16 protein-coding genes, 1 pseudogene and 1 riboswitch are annotated in these 19,504 nt (G+C 69.7%); of the genes and pseudogenes, 15 read left to right on the plus strand and 2 right to left on the minus strand.

What is annotated here, in order from left to right:
- The 7 genes and pseudogenes from C4313_RS08005 to C4313_RS08035 all read left to right on the plus strand — a co-directional run.
- A pseudogene (locus tag C4313_RS08005) lies at positions 1–303 on the plus strand (hypothetical protein); the annotation flags it as partial.
- Positions 284–1,057, plus strand: a complete 774-nt coding sequence (locus C4313_RS08010; RefSeq protein ID WP_352429345.1) for a polyamine ABC transporter substrate-binding protein — start codon at positions 284–286, stop codon at positions 1,055–1,057. The pseudogene C4313_RS08005 and the gene C4313_RS08010, both read left to right, overlap by 20 nt.
- A complete protein-coding gene (locus C4313_RS08015) occupies positions 1,054–1,314 on the plus strand; it encodes a hypothetical protein (protein WP_352429346.1) in 261 nt (86 codons plus the stop codon). The genes C4313_RS08010 and C4313_RS08015 overlap by 4 nt, the downstream gene beginning before the upstream one ends.
- Positions 1,314–1,631, plus strand: a complete 318-nt coding sequence (locus C4313_RS08020) for an aldehyde dehydrogenase family protein (RefSeq protein WP_352429347.1) — start codon at positions 1,314–1,316, stop codon at positions 1,629–1,631. The genes C4313_RS08015 and C4313_RS08020 overlap by 1 nt, the downstream gene beginning before the upstream one ends.
- Complete coding sequence (locus C4313_RS08025; protein WP_352429348.1) at positions 1,628–1,810, plus strand: hypothetical protein; 183 nt, start codon at positions 1,628–1,630, stop codon at positions 1,808–1,810. The genes C4313_RS08020 and C4313_RS08025 overlap by 4 nt, the downstream gene beginning before the upstream one ends.
- 27 nt (positions 1,811–1,837) lie before the next feature.
- Entirely contained in the window at positions 1,838–4,858 is a 3,021-nt protein-coding gene (locus C4313_RS08030; RefSeq protein ID WP_352429349.1) for a molybdopterin-dependent oxidoreductase, read from the plus strand.
- Positions 4,859–4,924: 66 nt separating this feature from the next.
- Positions 4,925–5,069: riboswitch (SAM riboswitch) on the plus strand.
- A 139-nt stretch (positions 5,070–5,208) separates the two neighbouring features.
- Positions 5,209–6,438, plus strand: a complete 1,230-nt coding sequence (locus C4313_RS08035; RefSeq protein WP_352429350.1) for a trans-sulfuration enzyme family protein — start codon at positions 5,209–5,211, stop codon at positions 6,436–6,438.
- Between the two features lie 87 nt (positions 6,439–6,525).
- Here the strand turns inward: C4313_RS08035 and C4313_RS08040 are convergent, their stop codons facing one another.
- The gene (locus C4313_RS08040; protein ID WP_352429351.1) at positions 6,526–10,551 is read right to left on the minus strand and encodes an oligosaccharide flippase family protein; all 4,026 of its coding nucleotides are present in this window, start codon (positions 10,549–10,551) and stop codon (positions 6,526–6,528) included.
- A 130-nt stretch (positions 10,552–10,681) separates the two neighbouring features.
- On the opposite strand from C4313_RS08040, the gene C4313_RS08045 reads away from it, so the two are divergent.
- The 8 genes from C4313_RS08045 (at position 10,682) to mutY (ending at position 19,149) form a co-directional block, all read left to right on the plus strand.
- Entirely contained in the window at positions 10,682–11,302 is a 621-nt protein-coding gene (locus C4313_RS08045; RefSeq protein WP_352429352.1) for a TetR/AcrR family transcriptional regulator, read from the plus strand.
- A 57-nt stretch (positions 11,303–11,359) separates the two neighbouring features.
- On the plus strand, positions 11,360–12,745 hold the full coding sequence (locus tag C4313_RS08050) for an efflux RND transporter periplasmic adaptor subunit (protein ID WP_352429353.1): 1,386 nt from the start codon (positions 11,360–11,362) through the stop codon (positions 12,743–12,745).
- A 23-nt stretch (positions 12,746–12,768) separates the two neighbouring features.
- Positions 12,769–13,506 carry an ABC transporter ATP-binding protein gene (locus C4313_RS08055; protein WP_352429354.1) on the plus strand — a complete coding sequence of 246 codons (738 nt, stop codon included), beginning with the start codon at positions 12,769–12,771 and terminating at the stop codon, positions 13,504–13,506.
- A gap of 62 nt (positions 13,507–13,568) precedes the next feature.
- On the plus strand, positions 13,569–14,810 hold the full coding sequence (locus C4313_RS08060; RefSeq protein WP_352429355.1) for an ABC transporter permease: 1,242 nt from the start codon (positions 13,569–13,571) through the stop codon (positions 14,808–14,810).
- A 21-nt stretch (positions 14,811–14,831) separates the two neighbouring features.
- Positions 14,832–16,097, plus strand: coding sequence for an ABC transporter permease (locus tag C4313_RS08065; protein ID WP_352429356.1), 1,266 nt, complete (start codon positions 14,832–14,834; stop codon positions 16,095–16,097).
- A gap of 85 nt (positions 16,098–16,182) precedes the next feature.
- A complete protein-coding gene (gene lexA, locus C4313_RS08070) occupies positions 16,183–16,857 on the plus strand; it encodes a transcriptional repressor LexA (protein ID WP_352429357.1) in 675 nt (224 codons plus the stop codon).
- 419 nt (positions 16,858–17,276) lie between these two features.
- Positions 17,277–17,918: a biotin transporter BioY gene (locus tag C4313_RS08075; RefSeq protein ID WP_352429358.1), complete on the plus strand. Its 642-nt coding sequence runs from the start codon at positions 17,277–17,279 to the stop codon at positions 17,916–17,918.
- Between the two features lie 121 nt (positions 17,919–18,039).
- Positions 18,040–19,149, plus strand: coding sequence for an A/G-specific adenine glycosylase (gene mutY, locus C4313_RS08080; protein WP_352429359.1), 1,110 nt, complete (start codon positions 18,040–18,042; stop codon positions 19,147–19,149).
- A 1-nt stretch (position 19,150) separates the two neighbouring features.
- Here mutY and C4313_RS08085 read toward each other — a convergent pair.
- On the minus strand, positions 19,151–19,504 hold a 354-nt coding region (locus tag C4313_RS08085), incomplete at its 5' end, for a zinc-binding dehydrogenase (protein WP_352429360.1).

Raw genomic sequence — 19,504 nt, forward strand, 5'->3', positions numbered from 1 at the left:
TCCCCCACGCCGCCTCCTGCCCCCTCCCCCACCGCCCCGGCGGCCGGGACAGATCCCTGCGGCGATCGCTCCCGCCTCGCCAAACAACTTTACCTGTTCAACTGGCCGGACTACATCGCTCAGGAGGTACTGAACCGCTTCGAGCGAGAGTGCGGGGTGAAGGTGGTGGTGGACACTTACGATTCCAATGAGACCCTGCTGGCCAAACTGCAGGCTGGGGCCACCGGCTACGACGTCATCGTGCCCTCCGACTTACATGGTTTCCATCATGATCAGAGAAGGCATGCTAGCCGAACTGGATAAGAGCAACCTCCCCAACCTGGTCCACATCGATCCGGCCCACCTCGGCCTCTACTTCGATCCCGAGAACAAATACACGGTTCCTTACATGTGGGGGACCACGGGCTTCATGTATGACACGGCCGCCGTCCCGCGGGAACTCAAGAGCTGGAAGGATGTCTTCGAGCCGGCCCCCGATCTCCAGGGGAAGATCTCCATGCTCAAAGACGAGCGGGAGGTCATCGGGGCGGCCCTCAAGTATCTGGGGTTCTCGATGAACACCACCCATCCCGAGCAACTGGCGACGGCCAAAGAGGTCCTGTCCCGGCAGAAGCCCTATGTCAAGGCTTACACCAGCGACACCAACCGGGATCTCCTGGTGGCCGGCGAGGTGGTCCTGGCCCACATCTGGACAGGGGACGCCATCCGGGCGCGGGACGCCAAGCCCTCCTTGAAATATGTGATCCCCGAGGAGGGCTGCACCATCTGGCAGGACAACCTGGCCATCCCCAAGACGTCCCGGAACAAATACACCGCCGAGATCTTCATCAATTTCCTCATGCGCCCCGACATCGCCGCCATCAACGCCAACACGATCAAATACGGCAGCCCCAACCGGACGGCCATCCAGCAACGGCTGATCGACCCCGCCCTCTTGAACGACCCCGGCATCTACCCACCCGAGGAACTCCAGCGCAAGATGGAGTGGCTGATCGACGTCGGCGAGGCCATCGAGATCTACGACCGCATCTGGACCGAACTGGGCGTGGAGCGGTGACCCCGGCCCGGGGGGAGATCCCTGTGGTGGACCCGGCCGCCGAGGGAGAACGAGGCGGAGATCCTTTGGACGGCCGCCACCTTCGATGGCTACGCGGAACTGGCCGCCACCAGCGCGGCCGGGGGATCCCCTTCCCCGAACCCGGGCAACTCAGCCGGGCCCTCAAGGAGCCCTACGGCGGTGGCCTTCTCCACCTTCCCCCGGGCGTGGTGAACATCGTCACCGGCTACGGATCGCTGCCCTGGCCGCTCCTCTGATGAGGAAACTGCACCTGGAACTTGGGGGGAAGGACCCCTTCGGGGTCGGACCGGACGCCCCTCTGGAGATGGCGGTCCGGGCGCTGGCCTACGCAGCCCTCATCAACGCCGGGCAGGTGTGCGCCAGCACGGAGCGAGCCTACGGGCCGGAGGCTGTCTACCACCGCTTCGCCGAGGAGATCGCCGCCCTCGTCAGCACCCCTCCGGCTGGGCCATGGCCCGGATCCCTCCACCGACATCAGCCCGATGGCCGGCTCGGCCTACCGGGAAAAACGATCCCCTCACCGACAACTGCGCCGGTCCCTTCGGCGGGATGAAATGGAGCGGGATCGGGCGCGCACTCGGCGCCGAGGGCCTGGAGGAGTTCCGCGAGACCAAACACGTCCATTGGGACATCGAGGGCGGCGAGAAGCCCTGGTGGTTCCCCTACGGGCCTGAGCCCCCTCCCGGCGCGGCCCTCGGACAACCGCAGGGGCCGCGCCACGTGTTAAAATAGCAAAAAGCCTCGCGGAAGGGGGACCCGATGGAGATCACCCTCACCATCAACGGCGAGCGTCGCACCTTCCCGATCGCCCCCCATACCCGGCTCTTGGACCTGCTCCGACGGGCCGGCTATTACGGGGTGAAGCACGGCTGCGACGACGGCTCCTGCGGGATGTGCACCGTCCTGCTGGACGGCATCCCCATCCTCTCCTGCGTCACCCTGGCGGCGAAGGTCGACGGGCGCTCGTTGCTCACCATCGAAGGCGTGGGGCGGACGCCGGAACTGGGCTGGCGACGGACGGAGGGCCTCCACCCGATCCAGGAGGCCTTCGTCGAGACCGGTGCGATCCAGTGTGGCTTCTGCACGCCGGCCATGGTGCTGGCCGCCAAGGCCCTGTTGGAGCGCAACCCCAACCCCACCGAGGCGGAGGTCCGGGAGGCGCGGGGGGGCATCCTTTGCCGCTGCACCGGCTATCTGAAGCCGGTCCAGGCCGTCCTGCGGGCGGCCGCCCGTATGCGCGGAGAGGCCGTCCCGCCGATCGAGGAAGAAGCCCGCCGCATGATCATCCCACCCGAGGCGCCCCTGCTCCTGACCGAGGGGGAACGGGAGGAGCTCCCACCCTCCGAGCCCGGCGGGCCGGGTCTCCAGACCCGCACCGTGGTCCTGCCCACCATCGTGCTCCCCCAACCGGTCCCCGAGACGCGAGTGGTGGGCAAGCCCGAGAAGAAGGTGGATGCCCTGCGCCTGGTGCAGGGCAAGCCCGCCTTCACCGACGATTTCGAACGGCGGGGGATGCTCTACGCCAAGGTCCTCAAAAGCCCCGTCCCCCACGCCCGCATCCGGCGCATCGATGGGAGCAAGGCCCGCGCCCTCCCCGGGGTGGCCGCCGTGCTGACCTATCCGGACATCCCCCGCGTGGTCTATTCCACCGCCGGCCAGTCGGATCCCATCCCCGGGCCCCTGGACACCTTCTCCCTGGACCGGAAGGTCCGCTTCGTCGGCGACCGGGTGGCCTTCGTGGCCGCGGAGAGCCTGGAGATCGCCGAGAAGGCCCTTGAACTCATCGAGGTGGAATACGAGGAGCTCCCCGCTGTCCTGGACCCCCGCGAGGCGATGCGGCCGGGGGCGCCCATCATCCACGATGAGCCGGAGTATGTGCCCTTCGACGGTTCCGACCCCTCGCGCAACCTCGCGGCCCAGATCCACATCGAGATCGGGGAGGTGGATAAGGGCTTCGCCGAGGCCGATTACATCTTCGAGAGCGAATACATCGTGCCCAAGGTCCAGCAGTGCAGCCTGGAGACCCACGTGGTGATCACCTACTGGGACGAGGACGACCGGTTGGTCATCCGGACGTCCACCCAGGTGCCCTTCCACGTGCGCCGGATCCTGGCCCCGGTGCTGGGCCTGCCCCCCAAGCGCATCCGAGTGATCAAGCCGCGGATCGGCGGCGGCTTCGGCGGCAAACAGGAGGTCATGATCGAGGACATCGCGGCCCACCTCACCATCGCCACGGGACGGCCGGTGCGCCTGGAATGGACGCGGGAGGAGGAGTTCACGGCCGCCCGCTCCCGTCATCCCATGCGCATCCGGCTGCGGACCGGCGTCAAGCGGGATGGGACCATCGTGGCCAATGAGATGTATGTGCTGTCGGACACGGGGGCTTACGGCTGCCACGCCCTGACCGTGGCCGGCAACACCGGCCACAAGGCCATGGCCCTGTATCCGGCGTGGGACGAGAAGGGGGAGCCACGCATCCGGTTCCACGCCGACGTGGTTTACACCAACACCCCGCCCTCCGGGGCCTTCCGCGGCTATGGGGTCCCACAAGGCTTCTTCGCTGTCGAAGTCCACATGGAGCGCATCGCCCGGGCCCTGGGCCTGGACCCCCTGGAGTTCCGTTTGAAGAACGCCCTGAAGGCCGGGCAGGAGCATCCGTTCAGCCGGGCCTGGAGCGAGGGCCGTGAGCCCCGCCCGGAGATCGTCCACACCTGCGGGCTGCCCGAGTGCGTGCGTTACGGCGCGGCCTACGTCGGCTGGCCCGAGAAGTTCGGGAACCCCGAATGGCATCAGGTCCCGGGGAAGCCCCACCTGCGGCGCGGGATCGGGGTGGCCTGCGTGATGCAGGGGACGGCCATCCCTTACCTGGATATGGGGGCCGCCAGCCTGAAGATGAACGACGACGGCTCCTTCAACCTCCTCATCGGCGCCACCGACCTGGGCACTGGCTCCGACACCGTCATCGCCCAGATGGTGGCGGAGGTGCTGGGATGCGCCCTGGAGGACATCATCGTCTATTCCTCCGACACCGATTTCACCCCCTTCGACAAAGGGGCCTACGCCTCCTCCACCACCTACATCTCGGGGGCGGCGGCGGTGAAGGCGGCCCAGCAGGTGGCGGAGCAGATCAAGGAAGTGGCCGCGGCCCTGCTCAGCGAGCGTGGGGACCCGGTCTCCCCCGACGCGCTGCGCCTGGCCGACCGTCGGGTCTGGGCGCCGGACGGCCGCAGCGTCACCCTGGAGGAGGTGGCCCTCTCCTCGCTGCACCACCGGGACCAGCGGCAGATCATGGCCGTCGCCTCCTATGTCTCCCCGACCTCCCCACCCCCCTTCGCCGCCCAGTTCGCCGAGGTGACGGTGGACATCGAGACGGGCGAGGTGCGGGTGGATCGCCTGGTGATGGCCGTGGACGCTGGCCGGATCGTCAACCCGCTGACCGCCTCCGGGCAGGTGGAGGGTGGGATGGTCCAAGCCCTGGGCTATGCGGTCTGCGAGGAGATGGTCTTCGACGAGCGGGGGCGTGTGGTCAACCCGCGCTTCGGCGATTACAAGATCTTCCAGGCCCACGAGGTCCCTGAACTAGGGGTGATCTTCGTCGAGACCGTGGAACCGACCCACCCCTTCGGTATCAAGGCGGTGGCCGAGATCCCCATGGACGGCGTGGCCCCTGCGGTGGTCAACGCCATCTACGACGCGGTGGGCGTGTGGATCACCCAGATCCCAGCCACCCCGGAGCGGGTGTGGCGGGCCCTGCGCGCCGCCGAGGTCCACGCCCCTTGACCGGGATTTGCGCGCCTTCCCCTGGTTCGGTATAATAGCCGTCAAACAACTGAATACTGGGTGCCGCTCTTATCCAGAGTGGGCGGAGGGACCCGGCCCGATGAAGCCCCGGCAACCTGCCCGCTGAAGTCAGCGGCCGAACGGCGAACGGCCGCGCGGGTAAGGTGCCAAGTCCGGCAGAAGCGTTCGCCGCGCTTCTGGGAGATAAGGGTGGCCTGATCAGAGGCCCCTTTTCCCAGAAGGGGCCTTTTTGTTACCCATCCCAGGCCTCGCCTTGCTCCCCAGGGATGCGCCCGCCCGTTCCCGAAAAGATGCGAACGTTGGGCCCAGCACGAAAGGAGGCGCCGGCGATGGACGTGCAGACCGAAACCGGATGCCCCACCACCGTGACGGCCCGAGGGCCGTCCACCCAGGCGGTTCACGGGGGAACCCGCCATCTCAACCCCTACCACGCCGTGGTTCCCCCCATTGTCCAGACGGCCACCTACGCCTTCCGGGACACGGCGGATCTGATCGCCTTCCAGGAGGCCCGACAATGGGGGGAGGCAGGGGGCCGGGTGGATTACGGGCGTTACGGCAACCCCACGGTGGCCGCCCTGGAGGCGAAGGTCGCCGCCCTGGAGGGCGCCGAGGCCGCCGCCGCGTTCGCCACTGGGATGGGGGCGGTGACCGCCATCCTCTTCGCTATGCTGCGCAGCGGCGCCCACGTCATCCTCACCGAGGACTGCTACCGCCGCACCCGCCAGTTCGTCCTGCAGTTCCTCCGCCGCTTCGGCGTGGAGGCCACCGTCGTGCCCATCGGGGATTACGAGGCCCTGGAGGCCGCCATCCGGCCCACCACGCGCCTCATCTTCACGGAGACCCCGACCAACCCCTACCTGCGGGTGGTGGATCTGGAGCGGCTGGCCGAGATCGCCCGCCGCCACCGGATCCGGACGGTGGTGGATTCCACCTTCGCCACACCGGTGAACCTGCGCCCGCTGGAGTTGGGGATCGATCTGGTGGTGCACAGCGCCACCAAATATCTCGCGGGCCACAACGACGTTATGGCCGGCGTGGTGGCCGGGCCGGCTGAGCTGATCGCCGGCCTGCGGGAGATGCAAGCCATGCTGGGGGCCGTCCTGCAGCCCCACGCCGCCTACCTGGTCCTGCGGGGCCTGAAGACCCTGGCCTTGCGCGTGGCCCGGCAGAACGAAAACGGGATGCGGGTGGCCGAGTTCCTCGCCGCCCACCCCCGCGTGCGCCGGGTGTGGTATCCCGGGCTGCCCTCCCACCCCGACCACGCCGTCGCCCGTCGCATGATGCGGGGCTTCGGCGGGGTGGTCACCTTCGAGGTGGACGCGGATCTCCAGGGGACCGCCCGCTTCATCGACGCCCTGCAGATCCCCTACATCGCCCCCAGCCTGGGCGGGGTGGAAAGCCTCGTGGAGCAACCGGCCCTCATGTCCTACTACGAGATGGATCCGGAGGACCGGGCGACCATCGGCATCAAGGACAACCTGGTGCGCCTCTCCCTGGGCATCGAGGACCCCGACGACCTGATCGCCGACCTGGAACAGGCCCTGGCGCGGATCGGGTGAGCCGGGGACGGCCCTGAACCCGCCCAGCGGATCTGGGGTGGGGGCGCCGCCCATGGGATCCGCGGGAGCCGGAAATCCTAAAGCCCATCACCCGAGGAGGCGGAGGAGCAGGCGGCGGCCCCGCCCGCCGGCCGGCAGCGCCTGGAGCAGGCGCTCCGTCTCCTCCGCGGTGAAGGGCCGCAGCCGCCACCAGGCCAGCCCGTAGCCGGCGGCCCCCACCGGCAGGGCCAGGGCCGGCGAAAGCCCCCACAGGACCCCGATCAGCCCACCCATCACCCCACCGGCGATCAAGGGGCGCCCCAGGATCTCCCCCCACGGCAGCGGGCCCAGCCGCCGCCGCAGATCGTAGTAGAAGGCCGCCCCCTCCACGATCTCCGAGAGGATGGTGATCACCGCCGCGGCCGGGTATCCGAAGAAGGGGATGGTCAGGAGGTTGGCGAGGACGTTGAATCCCAGGGCGATCCCGAAGGCCTTCGTCTGATACCGCTGGCGGCCCAGGGCCACCAGCACATAGTTGATCAGGCTGTTCATCCAACCCACAGGGATCGACCAGATCATCAGCCGCAGGGCGATGGCCGCGTGGGGCAGATACTGGGCCCCTCCCAGAAGCCAGGACAGGGGCTCCGCCAGGGCGGTGAAGAGCACGGCGGTGAACACGGCCACCGCCGCCAGGCCCTTCAGGGTGAGGATCACCGACCGTCGCATGGCCTCCAACGACCCCGCCGCCTGTCGGGAGATCACCGGGAAGACCGCGAAGGTGGTGTAGGCGGGGATGATGTTCAGCGCGTCCAGCCACTTATACGCCGTGCTATACCAACCCACCTGCAGATCCCCCTTCAGGGCCTGCAAGATGGGGACATCGATCTTGAAGAACAGGGTGGCCAGGAGATGGTTGAGCATGAGAGGCCCGGACTCCCGGACCATCTCCCGGCGCAGCGCGGGGTCGTCCTCCCAGCGGGGGCGGAAGAACATCCGGAACGCCAGGCCGCTCAAGAGGGCCAGGGTGATCCCGTTGACCGCCACGGAGGACGCCGCCAGCCCCACAAAGCCCCCGCCCGCCAACAGGATGGGCACCCCGAACCCCACCTTGAGCAGGACGGTGACCACGGTGAGGGCCGCCGGGATCTCCGCCTTTTCGTAAACGTAGAAGAGGGCGGTGACCCCCGTGGAGAGGCTGGTGGGGACCTGGGCCAGGGCCAGCAGCCCGATGGCCAGGGCGGCGTCCCCGCTCAACCCGAAAAGGCCCCTCCAAAGGGCCATGACCGCGAGCAGCAGAGGCGCCCACACCCCCAGCAGGACCAACCGCATCGCCGAACTGTTGACGAAGTAGCGGTTGACTGCCTCCCGATGACGCGCCCCCTCTCGCGTCAACCAGACGTTGAGGCCGAAGTTGGAGAGGATCTCATACCAGCCCACCAGCACGATGGCGAAGTAATACTTCCCCGCCGCCTCGGGGCCCAGGATACGCAGCATCAGGGCGGCGAAGGCGAAATCGATGGAGCGCGTGAAGAGGTTGAGCCCCATCGCCGTGAGGCTGTTCTTGAGCACCCGGAGGGCCGTGGCGGCCTCCGCCTCCTCCCGATACAGCCGCCGCCAGGCCCACACCGCGGCCATGAAGAGCGCCGCCATCGCGCCGATGAAGGTCGTGAAGAAGCCCAGTTTCACGGAAAGAGGGCTGTAACGGAACCGCACCGTCCACCGCCCCGGCGGCAGGATCACCCCCCGGAACAGACCGTTCACCGGGTAGATGGCCAGCGGACGCTCCTCCGCCTCCCCGCCCCCGAGGGGCCGCCGGTAGGCCACCCAGCCCGGGAAGAAGGTGTCGGCCAGGATCAGCCACGAGGGCACCTCCACCGCGGCGTCCACCCACACTTCGTTGATCCCATACGCCGTCACCGCGGCCGGGCGGGGCACGGCGGCCGCCCCGAAGGCGGAGACCTCGGGCACCGGGCGATCGACGACGACGTGGAACCGCGGGTCGAAGGTCCGCAAGGCCGCCACCGGGTCAGGGTGGAACACCGTGGCGGTCAGCGGGAGGGTCCACGCACGGGGCATGGCCCCCTCGTTGCGATAAACCCGCACCTCACCCGCGTAGACCAGGGTGTAGCGCGGGGAGGGGAGGCTTTCCTCGGTGACTACGTATTTCACGTTGAGGGCGTCCAGCAGAGACGAGTCCAAGGCCTGAGGCTCCGTCAGGGGGGCGATGCGGTTGAAGGGCAACTCATGCTGGGGCTGGATCGCAGACATGTAGGCGACGTAGCGCTTGAGGATGATGGAGTCGTAGCCCCGGATGTCCTGGAGGTCGTAGAGCCAGGGGCCGTTGGCGTTGAAGGTCTTGCGCCCGTGGGGATCGAAGGTGGTCAGCCGCCACGGACCGGGGTCCTGGCGCAGGAAGCGGACCACCGGGGGCTCGACCTGAAGGGCCCGCGGGTCGGCGGCCGGGTTGAAGCCCGCCCCCGCTTGGAGCAGATCCAGGGCCAGCATCCCGATGGCCAGCGCTGCGCCCCCGCGCCGCCAACGGAGCAGCGCCAGGGCCAGCCCGCTCCCCAACGCCACCCCGCTGAAGCGGAGCAGGTTCCAGAACTGATACGAGAAAAACATGCGGCCGTCGGGGAAGGCCTCCGGGGCCTTGGCCAGGGCGTGCAGAGCCCGCTCCGCCAGGCCCAGAGCGGCCTCGGGGAACACCCAGCGGCCGAGGAAGAGGGCGCCCCCCACCAGAAGGCCCACCCCGCCCAGCAGCCCGGCGGGCCACCTTGGGCTCCCCTCGCGGCGGGCGACCTCGAGCCCGGCCCCGGCCAGGCCGGCCATGGCCAAGGAGAAAGGCCAGATCCACCGGAACGGCGAGTGCAGTTGGTTGAACCCGGGGAGCCCATAGTACAGCAGGGCATAGGTGGGCAGGCCGAAGGCGAAGGAGAGGGAGAGCAGGGCCAGGGCGGTCAGGAACCCCATGGGGACCCCCGCGGAGCGCAGGGCGCGCCACCGAGAGAGGGCGATGGCGGCGAGGGCCCACGGCAACAGCCCCAGATAAGCCCCTCCTTCCACATAGTTCTTGATCCCCCAATGGCTGGTGAAGGCGCCGTTGGGGTTGGGCTGGCCGTAGGCGTTCACGGTGAAGGGCACCCACGCCCCGGTGAAGACATCGCGGACGCCGTGGTGGCTCGGGTTGCCGTAGAAGTCCGGGATCAGGAAGACGAGGAGATGGCGCCATGGATAGGCCCAGCCCAGCACCTGGCGCAGCGTCGCCGTCCCCTCGCGGAAGTTCTCCCGCACCACTTCATAGAGGGGGATCCACTGGGCGGCCCCCAGGGCCAGGCCCAGCCCCAAAGCCCCCAGGGTCCATCCCCCCGTGGCCAGGGCCCGGCCCGGCACCCGCCGCTGGGCGAAGGCCAAGGCCAGCCCGTAGCCTCCCCCGACCAGGGCGGTGTAATAGGTGATCTCCACGTGCCCGGCCAGGATGTTCATGGCGAAGGCCAGGCCGCCCCCGAGGGCCCACGGCAGCGCCGCCGGGCGCCCCCCCAGCGGCCGCCGCACCGCCATCGCGTGCAGAGCAGCGAGCAGATAGGGCAGCCAGGCGGCCCCGGCAAGGATCATGGGGAAGACCTGGCTCACGACCATGAAGGCGCTGAAGGCATAAGCCACGCCAGCGAGGGTCGCCGCGGCCCGGCCCAGACCCCAGACCCGGGCCAGGCCATACATCCCCAGCGCCGCCAGGAACAACTGCAACGCGTTGAACAGCCCATAGGCCTGAGGGATCGGCAGGACCAGGAACAACAGGGTGAACGGATACAGGGCCGAGGGCTGCCCGTTGGCCAGGAAAGGGGCCCCCGCGAACAGATACGGATTCCACAGGGGAAGCTCCCCGCGCCGGAGGGCAGCCACCAGGAACCGCTTCCACGCATAGTTCTCCAGCACCAGGTCCGAGAGCAGGGCGTTGTGGGGGATCCCGATCCCCAGGGCGGGGGCCAGGGATCGCCACGGCTGCCATTCGTAGAGGTTGTCCGCCGGGATCAGCGTCCGGGCCCCCGTCAGCGTGGGGCCCAGGAGCAGGACGGGCAGCAGCGCGAACAGCCCGATCGGCGCCAACCGGGCGCCGAGGTCCCACCACCGTTGCATCAGGAACCTCAAAGGATGTGGGATCCCGTTTATTTTATCCGCCGACTCCCGCTCCGACATCCCCGGAAAGTGGACGGGAGGAAATCCGCCGAGTATACTGAGTGAGCACTCACTTCGAGGTGGGCGGACGGTGGGACGGCGGGGAGGCGTGGAGCGGCGGGCCCAGATCCTGGAGGCCGCCGGGCGGGTGTTCGCCCGCCGGGGCTTCCGCGGGGCCACCACCCGGGAGATCGCCCGGGAGGCCGGCGTGGCGGAGGGCACCCTCTTCCGGTACTTCCCGACCAAGCGCCATCTGCTGCTGGCGCTGCTGGAGACGCTGACCCTGCAGCCGATCCGGCGGCATCTGGAAGCCCTGAACACCATGCCCCCGACCCGATGGCTGGAGGCCTTCCTCCAGGAGCGGCTGATCGCCATGCGGCAACACCTGCCGCTGATGCAGGCCCTGTATCAGGAGATCCGGACCGATGAAGCCATCCGGCGGGCCTTTCTGGAAGGGACGGTCCAGCCCTTCCTGGAGCAGGTCCGGGGGATGCTGGCCCGGGAACTGGACCGGGGAGGGTATCCGGACCTCCATCCCGGCCTGGTGATGTGGGCGCTGTGGGGGGTCCTGCACGGCGTCACTGTCTTCGGGATGGAACTGGATCCGGAACTGGCGGCGATGCCTCCCGAGCAGGTGGCCCGCCAGCTCGCCGCCCTGCTCCTGCATGGCCTCCGCCCGGAGGCCGGACACGGGCCGACGGGGGCGGGCTGACCCCCTCCGGGCCCGCGCGGCTTTCGCCGCCAGCGATCTCTTCGGGGAGGAACACCGATGCGATGGCGCAGGGGGTTGCTGTTCGGGGGGCTCGTGCTGGTGGTGCTGATCGGAGGCTGGTGGCTCCTGGGAGGGGCGCGGGCCCAGCGCCCGGCCCGGATCGAGACCGCCACCGTCCGTCGGGGGACCTTGCGGGTGACCCTGAGCGCGGCGGGGAAGATCCGCCCCCGCGCCCAGGCCGCCCTCAACTTCGCAACGGCCGGGACGGTGGCCGAGGTCCTCGTCCGGGAGGGCGATCGCGTCCGCAAGGGGCAGCCCTTGGCGCGGCTGGAGACCGCTGATCTCGAACTGGCCGTGCGCCAGGCCGAGGTCGCTTACCTGACCCAGCAGGTGATCTATAGCCAGACCGTCCAAGGCCCCAAGCCGGAGGAGCTGGCCGCCGCTCGGGCGGCGGTGCGCAGCGCCCAGGCCACCCTCCAGGCGCTGGCCGCCGGCCCCGATCCCCTGGACCTGGAACTGGCCCGTTTGAACTGGGAGATCGCCAAGAACGCCCTCTGGCAGGCGCAACTGACCCGGGACAAGACGGCCGGCTCCCCCCTCTCCGCCCCGATCGACCTGGAACTGGCGAAGGCCCGGGTGGGGCAATCCGAACTGCAGGCCGAGATCGCCCGGCTGCAATACGAGAAACTGAAGGCCGGGGCCCGGCCGGAGCAACTGGAGGCAGCCCGGGCCCAACTCGCCCAGGCCCAGGCGAACCTCGCCCGCCTCCAGCCCGACGCCCTGACCCTCGAGCGGGCCCGCTGGCAATTGGAGCAGGCCCGCCTGCAACTGGAACAGGCCCGGCGCCGCCTCGAGCAGGCCACCCTGGTGGCCCCCTTCGATGGCACTGTCACGGCGGTGAACATCGAGGTCGGCCAGGTGGTCGGCGCCGGCATCCCCGGCGGGGCCATCGTCCTCGCCGACCTGAGCGATCTCCACCTCGACCTGACCGTCGATGAGGTGGACGTGGTCCGCCTGCGGGAGGGCATGCCCGTGGCGATCACCCTGGACGCCATGCCCGGGCGGATCTTCCAGGGGCACATCGAGACCATCGCGCCGGCGGCAGCCGAGGCCGGCGGGACGTCCACCTACCGCGTGCGGGTGGTCCTGGACGACCGGGACCCGGCGCTGCGGGCGGGGATGAGCGCCAGCGTCGAGATCGAGGTGAAGCGCCGGGAGAACGTCCTCCTGGTGCCCAACGCCGCCGTCCGCCGCGACCGGGAGACCGGGAGGGCCTTCGCCTATCGGGTGGTGGGAGACCGGATCCAGGAGGTGGAGATCCGCCTGGGGGCCCAGGGGGAGGCGGAGAGCGAGGTCCTGGAAGGCCTCCAGGAGGGCGATCAAATCGCCCTGGGGGAGGTGCGGCCGCCTTCGGCTTTCCGGTTCTTCCGCTTCGGCCGATGACCGCCGCCGGAGGCACAGCGCGAATGGGCGAGCCGGTGATCGTGCTGGAGGGGGTGGAGAAGGTTTACCGGATGGGGAGGGTGGAGATCCCGGCCCTGCGGGAGGTGTCGCTGACCATTGAGCGGGGGGAGTTTGTGGTGGTGATGGGGCCCTCGGGGTCGGGGAAATCGACCCTGATGAACATTATGGGGTGTTTGGATCGGCCGACCCGAGGTCGCTACTGGCTGGAGGGCCGGGAGGTGTCCCGGCTGTCGGAGGACGAGTTGGCGGTGGTGCGCAACCGGCGGATCGGCTTTGTGTTTCAGAATTTCAACCTGCTGCCGCGGGCGACGGCGTTGCAGAACGTGGAGTTGCCGTTGCTGTACAACGGGGTGGGGTGGCGGGAGCGGCGGGAGCGGGCGCGGCGGATGCTGGAGGAGGTGGGGCTGGGGGACCGGCTGGGGCATCGGCCCAGCGAGTTGTCGGGGGGTCAACAGCAGCGGGTGGCGATTGCGCGGGCGCTGGTGAACGATCCGGCGATGATTTTGGCGGACGAGCCGACGGGGAATCTGGACAGCCGGACGGGGCGGGAGATCCTGGCGTTGTTTCAGCGGCTGAACCGAGAGCGGGGGATCACGCTGGTGGTGGTGACCCACGATCTTTTTGTGGCGCGGCACGCGATGCGGATCGTGCGGCTGCAGGACGGGGTGGTGGTGGCCGACGAGCCGGTCCCCCCCGCCGAGCGCATCGTGGAGCCGGAGGCGATGGGGGGCGCGGCTTGACCACTCCCGCCCCGCTGGGGAGCCAAAAGCCAGGGGACGTCGGTGCGGTGAGATCCATGTGGATGGAGAACGTACAGCAGGCCTTCGAGACACTGGCGGCCAACCGGCTGCGGGCAGCCCTGACGCTGCTGGGGATCCTCATCGGCGTGGCCGCCGTCATCGCCATGGTAGCCATCGGACGGGGAGTGCAGAACTACATCCAGGCCCAGTTCGCCGCCATCGGCACCAACCTGATCTTCGTGATCCCCCGCGGCGCCGCCGGAGGCGGCCCGCCCAGCGCCGCCCTGCGAGACATCTCGTCCCTCACTATGCGGGACGTGCGCGCGGTGGAGGAGGCCACGCGGGGACGGGCCACCGCGGTGGTCCCCGTGGTCCAGCGCTTCGGCCCGGTCCAGGGCCAGGGCCATGAGGTCGTCACCGTCATCCTGGGGACCACGCCGGGCTATGCCCCGGCCCGCAACTGGACGCCGATGCTGGGGACTTTCCTGGAGGAAAGCCACGTCCTGAACCGGTCCCGGGTGATCGTGCTGGGCCTCACCCCGACCCGCCGCCTCTTCCCGGAGACCCCGAACCCGATCGGACAGACCGTGCGCATCAACGGCATCCCTTTCCGAGTGATCGGGGTGATGTCGGACAAGGGCGGCAGCGCCTTCGGGGATTACAACGATCTGGTCTTCATCCCCATCACCGTGGCCCAGGAGATGCTGGACGACGCGCGGGATCCGCGCACGGGGGAGCCTCTGGTCAATGGGATCATGCTGCGGGTGGCCCGGGCCGAGGAGACAGAGGCGGTGGTGCGGCGGATCACCGAGGTGCTGCGGGAGCGCCATCGCATCCGCTTCCAGGACGAAGACGACTTCGTCGTGCTGACCCAGTTCGAGTTGGTCTCGATCTTCAGCCAGATCTCCAGCGTGCTGACGATCTTCCTCGGCGCCCTCGGGGCCATCTCCCTGCTGGTGGGCGGCATCGGGATTATGAACATCATGCTGGTCTCGGTGACCGAACGGACACGGGAGATCGGCCTGCGCAAGGCCGTGGGCGCCCGCCCGCGGGACATCATGCTCCAGTTCCTTACAGAGGCGACCGTGATCACATTGCTGGGCGGCGCCCTGGGCGCCGCCCTGGGGACTGCGTTGGCCTCCTCCATCGATGTCCTCAGCCAGGGGGCGGTGCGGGCCGCCGTGGGTCCGGACATCGTCCTGCTGGCGGTGGGGGTGAGCGCCGCCGTGGGCCTCTTCTTCGGCCTCTACCCCGCCTGGCGGGCCGCCCGCCTCGACCCCATCGTGGCCCTGCGGTATGAGTGAGGGAAGGCAGGGGAAGAAGAGATGATCGCGCTGTGGCAGGAGAACCTGCGGACGGCGTTGCAGAGCCTGGCGGCGAACAAACTGCGCACGGCCCTCAGCCTGCTGGGCATCCTCATCGGGGTGGGCGCCGTGGTGGCCCTGCTGGCCGCCGGCCGGGGCGTCCAGGACTACATCCAACGCCAGGTCCAGGCCATCGGCCCCAACGTCCTTTTCGTCTTCCCCGGCGGCTTCTCCCAGACCGGCCTGACCCGCGCCGCCGCCCAGCAGTCCGGGCTGCTGCGCCCTGCCCTGACCCTGGGGGACGCCATGGCCCTCCAGGACCCGGCCCGGGCCCCGGACATCGCCATGGTCGCCCCTGTGGCCGCCCAGACCTTCCCCGTCGCCTCCTCCAAAGAACGGACCACCGTGACGGTGCGGGGGGTGACGGCCGCCTACCGCATCGCCCGGAACTGGACGGTGGCCCGCGGCCGGTTCATCGAGGGGGAGGACGAACGGACCCGGGCCCGGGTGGCCCTGCTGGGGGCCGACACCGCCCGGGCCCTCTTCGGGGACGCCGATCCGGCGGGACAACTCATCCGCATCCGGGACGTGCCCTTCCGGGTGGTGGGCGTGCTGGGCCGTAAGGGCGGCACCTCCTTCGGCAACGACGACGAGGTGGTGCTGATCCCCCTGAGCACGATGCACCAGTACCTTTACCCGCTGCGGGGGCGGGGGGGCGAGGCCGGCCTCTCCGCCATCGTCCTGGTGGCCCGCTCCCCCGACCGCATCGCCGCCGCGCGGGAGCAGGCCCAGGGGATCCTGCGGGAACGCCATGGCATCCGGTTCCGGGAAGACGACGATTTCACCGTCGTCTCCCAGGAGGAGATCCTCCGCCTCTTCGGCAACCTGACCGCCATCCTCACCGCCTTTCTCTCGGCCATCGCCGGGATCTCCCTCCTGGTGGGCGGTATCGGAATCATGAACATCACCCTCGTCTCGGTGCGAGAGCGCACGCGGGAGATCGGCCTGCGCAAGGCCGTGGGCGCCCGCCCGCGGGACATCATGCTCCAGTTCCTCACCGAGACGGTGCTCCTCTCCCTGATCGGGGGCGCCCTGGGGGTGCTGCTGGGGATCGCCATTGCCCGGCTGATCTCCACCCTGGCCGGCGGCGCTTTCCAGGCCATCGTCACCGCCGACGCCGTCCTGCTGGCCGTCGGGGTCAGTTCCGCCATCGGCCTCCTCTCCGGCCTCTACCCTGCCTGGCGGGCCGCCCGCCTCGACCCCATCGTGGCCCTGCGCTACGAATAGGCCCTGTTCCCCTTGACATCAAACAAATGTTCAGGTAGGGTTGGGAAAAGGCTTTGGGAAACTTTGGGATTCGGAGGGCGCTCGGATGGCCCGGAACGGACGGCGTCGGCGGGCCCGGCGGGATCTCAGAAGAGAGATCCTGGCCGGCATCGCCCGGTGGTATCGGAAGCACGGGGTCTATCCCACGGTGCGCGAGCTCCAGGCAGAACTGCGGGTTTCCTCCCCCTCAGTGGTGGACTACCATCTCCGGCGGCTGGAGGAAGCCGGGATCATTCGGCGCGAAGGGCGTCGCTCCCGGGGGATCCGCCTCCTGCAATGGCCGGACGGTGAGCCGCTCCCCTATGGCCTGCGGCGCATCCCTCTCGTGGGCACCATTGCCGCCGGTCACCCCCTCCCCGCCCCCACGGGCAACCCGCTCGGGTGGCTGCTTCTCCCCGAAGCATGGCTTCCCCCCGGGGAGGACCTCTTCGCCCTCCGGGTGCAGGGCACCTCGATGCTGGACGCCCTCATCGGCGACGGCGACCTCCTGATCGTCAAGCCCGTCCCCCAGGTCGAGAACGGCGAGATGGCTGTGGTCTGGCTGTCCGACCGCCAGGAGGTCGCTCTGAAATACGTCTACCGCGCCGGCGACCGGGTCCTGCTGAAATCGGCCCATCCGGCGTTCCCGCCCTTTGAGGTGCCGGCGGCTGCGGTTCAGATCCGCGGACAGGTGATCCAGGTCGTGCGCCGCCTCGACGGCCGGATCGCCGGCGCTACATAGGGCCACCGCGCCGCTGCGCCCCTATCCCTCTGCCGCTGCGACCGGGACCGTCGAGGGCCGCCGCAGGACGACTCGCCCGCTCCCGTTCCGTGGCGCATCGTCATCCCTTTCACCTTGCGAGGCGAAACGGATGACCGGCCCCTTCCGGCTTCCTCGACCCGTGGCGCGTAGACCGGCGCTTCGCCGTTCCGCCGCCCGAGGGATCCCCACAGGCGTCCCTTCCCGGGGAACTCCCGGTAGGGCCGCTTCGGACGGCCCGCCCGGAGCCGGCTGGGTTTTCACCGGCCCTATGTCAACCCTCAGCGATCCCCAGCGGGATGGGCCTCCGGGCACCTCGCTTGACAGGCCCGTTCCCGGCCAGGAAAATCCTCAAGAGGCCTCCCCAGGGGAGGCGAAGTCCTTATCCAGGAGGTTTTCCCATGGTTCTCGCGGACGCGCTGATCCCAGCGTCACGGCGCCGGACCCGGGACCAGGCCTTGCTGGTGCAGGCCCTGCTGGTCCTGGGGGGCAGCCTGCTCACCGCCCTGATGGCCCGCATCACCATCCCCCTGCCCTTCACCCCGGTCCCGATCACCGGGCAGACCTTCGCGGTGCTGCTGGTGGGAGCCGTCCTGGGCAGCCGGCGCGGGGCCCTCAGCATGGCCCTGTATCTGCTGGAGGGGGCCGCGGGGTTGCCGGTGTTCGCCGGCGGGGCCGCCGGGCTGGCCCGGGTCCTGGGGCCGACGGGGGGCTATCTGATCGGGTTCATCGCTGCCGCCTTCGTCACCGGGTGGCTGGCGGAACGGGGGTGGGACCGCCGGCCGCTGACCGCCGCGGTGGCCATGCTGGCAGGCAATGTCGTGATCTATCTCTTCGGGCTGATCTGGCTGGCCTACGGCCCCTGGCTCGCCCCATGGCTGGTTCACCAACCGGGGCGCTTCGCCCATGGGCTGTGGGGCAGCAAGGGAGCCATCGCCCTCGGCCTGCTGCCGTTCATCCCAGGGGACCTGGTGAAACTCGCCCTGGCCACCGCGGTCCTCCCGGGGGCCTGGCGGCTGGTCCGGAGGCTCCAGCAGGGTTGAGGCCGTCGGCCGAAGCCGGCCGCGGGGACACAGCCGCGGAGGGAGGGGAGGAATGTCCCCCTCCCTCCGCGGCTGTCAGGGGAAGCCCGCCCCAAGCGCCGCCGGACAAAACTTGGAAAAGATGCCCGATCGGGAGGGGACGCGAGAGGCCGCCATCTCGGAGGCGCTCCTGCGGTGGTATGAGGCCCACCGGCGGGATTTGCCATGGCGTCGCCGCCGCGATCCCTATGCGGTCTGGGTGGCGGAGGTGATGCTGCAGCAGACCCGCGTGGAGACCGTCATCCCCTACTACGAACGCTTCCTCGCCCGGTTCCCCACCCTGCACCATCTGGCCGCTGCTCCTCTGGAAGAGGTCCTTAAGGCTTGGGAGGGATTGGGTTACTATGCCCGGGCCCGCCATCTCCATCAGGCGGCCCGCCGCTTGGTCCAGGAACGGGGCGGCGCCTTCCCCCAGACCCTGGCGGAGTGGCGGCGCCTGCCGGGGGTTGGGCCCTACATCGCTGGGGCAGTCCTCAGCATCGCCCTCGGCCGGGACGCGGTGGCACTGGATGGCAACGCCGCCCGCGTGCTGGCCCGGCTGTTCGCCCTCCCCGACGACCCGCGGCGCCCGGAGGGCCGTCGTGCCCTCGAGGATTGGGCCGCCCGCCTGCTGCCCAAAGGGCGGGCGGGGGACTTCAATCAGGCCCTGATGGACCTGGGGGCGAGGGTCTGCACGCCCCGCGCCCCCCGCTGCCCCGAGTGCCCGCTCCAGGCCTTCTGCGCCGCCTATCGCCAGGGCCGCCCGGAGGCGTATCCGACCCGAGCTCCCCGGCCTCCCGTCCCCCACTACGACGTGACCGCCGGCGTGATCATGGACGGCGATCGCGTGCTCATCGCGCGGCGTCCGGAGCGCGGGATGCTCGGTGGGCTGTGGGAGTTCCCGGGCGGCAAGGTCGAACCCGGAGAGGGCCTGGAGGAAGGGCTGCGGCGGGAACTGCGGGAGGAACTGGGGATCGAGGTGGAGGTGCTGGGCCCGCTGATGCGCCTGCGCCACGCCTATACCCACATGCGCATCACCCTCCACGTCTTCTGGTGCCGCTGGGTCGCCGGCCTCCCGCAGCCCCTCGGCTGCGCCGAGTTCCGGTGGGTGTCCCTGGAGGAACTGGACCGCTACCCCTTCCCCGCTACCGATCAGAAAATCGTGGCCCGGCTGAAGGCGGGCGCCCGCCCGCCAGACCCCGCCGCGGCGTAGGTCACCCCTCCCGCCATGGATCGATGGCGAACTTAAAGCCCTGGCGGGCCTCCATCCGGGCGAAGGCCTCGAGCAGGCGGGCCAGCGGCAATTCCCCGCTGATCAGAACCTCCGTGGGGATCTGCCCATCGCTCAGCAACTGGAGGGCGGCGCGGACGTGCTGGGGATGGTGGTGGAACACCCCGCGCAGGGTCAGTTCCTGATAATGCAAGCGGGCGGTGTCGAAGGAGGCCCGCGTCCCCACGGGGCAGCCGCCGAACAGGACCACGCATCCGCCCGGCCGCACCAGGTCCGCCGCGGCCTCCCAGGCCTCCACCCGCCCCACCGCCTCGATGACCACATCGGGCCCCTCCTC

The sequence above is a fragment of the Thermoflexus sp. genome (genome assembly GCF_040289485.1).
Classification (GTDB): domain Bacteria; phylum Chloroflexota; class Anaerolineae; order Thermoflexales; family Thermoflexaceae; genus Thermoflexus.

Excerpts from the sequence above, each read along its gene's own strand:
- C4313_RS08010 (WP_352429345.1), top strand. The coding sequence starts at position 284 with ATGCTAGCCGAACTGGATAAGAGCAACCTCCCCAACCTGGTCCACATC.
- C4313_RS08020 (WP_352429347.1), top strand. The coding sequence starts at position 1,314 with ATGAGGAAACTGCACCTGGAACTTGGGGGGAAGGACCCCTTCGGGGTC.
- C4313_RS08025 (WP_352429348.1), top strand. The coding sequence starts at position 1,628 with ATGAAATGGAGCGGGATCGGGCGCGCACTCGGCGCCGAGGGCCTGGAG.
- C4313_RS08030 (WP_352429349.1), top strand. The coding sequence starts at position 1,838 with ATGGAGATCACCCTCACCATCAACGGCGAGCGTCGCACCTTCCCGATC.
- C4313_RS08035 (WP_352429350.1), top strand. The coding sequence starts at position 5,209 with ATGGACGTGCAGACCGAAACCGGATGCCCCACCACCGTGACGGCCCGA.
- C4313_RS08040 (WP_352429351.1), bottom strand. The coding sequence starts at position 10,551 with ATGCAACGGTGGTGGGACCTCGGCGCCCGGTTGGCGCCGATCGGGCTG.
- C4313_RS08050 (WP_352429353.1), top strand. The coding sequence starts at position 11,360 with ATGCGATGGCGCAGGGGGTTGCTGTTCGGGGGGCTCGTGCTGGTGGTG.
- C4313_RS08055 (WP_352429354.1), top strand. The coding sequence starts at position 12,769 with ATGGGCGAGCCGGTGATCGTGCTGGAGGGGGTGGAGAAGGTTTACCGG.
- C4313_RS08060 (WP_352429355.1), top strand. The coding sequence starts at position 13,569 with ATGGAGAACGTACAGCAGGCCTTCGAGACACTGGCGGCCAACCGGCTG.
- C4313_RS08065 (WP_352429356.1), top strand. The coding sequence starts at position 14,832 with ATGATCGCGCTGTGGCAGGAGAACCTGCGGACGGCGTTGCAGAGCCTG.
- lexA (WP_352429357.1), top strand. The coding sequence starts at position 16,183 with ATGGCCCGGAACGGACGGCGTCGGCGGGCCCGGCGGGATCTCAGAAGA.
- C4313_RS08075 (WP_352429358.1), top strand. The coding sequence starts at position 17,277 with ATGGTTCTCGCGGACGCGCTGATCCCAGCGTCACGGCGCCGGACCCGG.
- mutY (WP_352429359.1), top strand. The coding sequence starts at position 18,040 with ATGCCCGATCGGGAGGGGACGCGAGAGGCCGCCATCTCGGAGGCGCTC.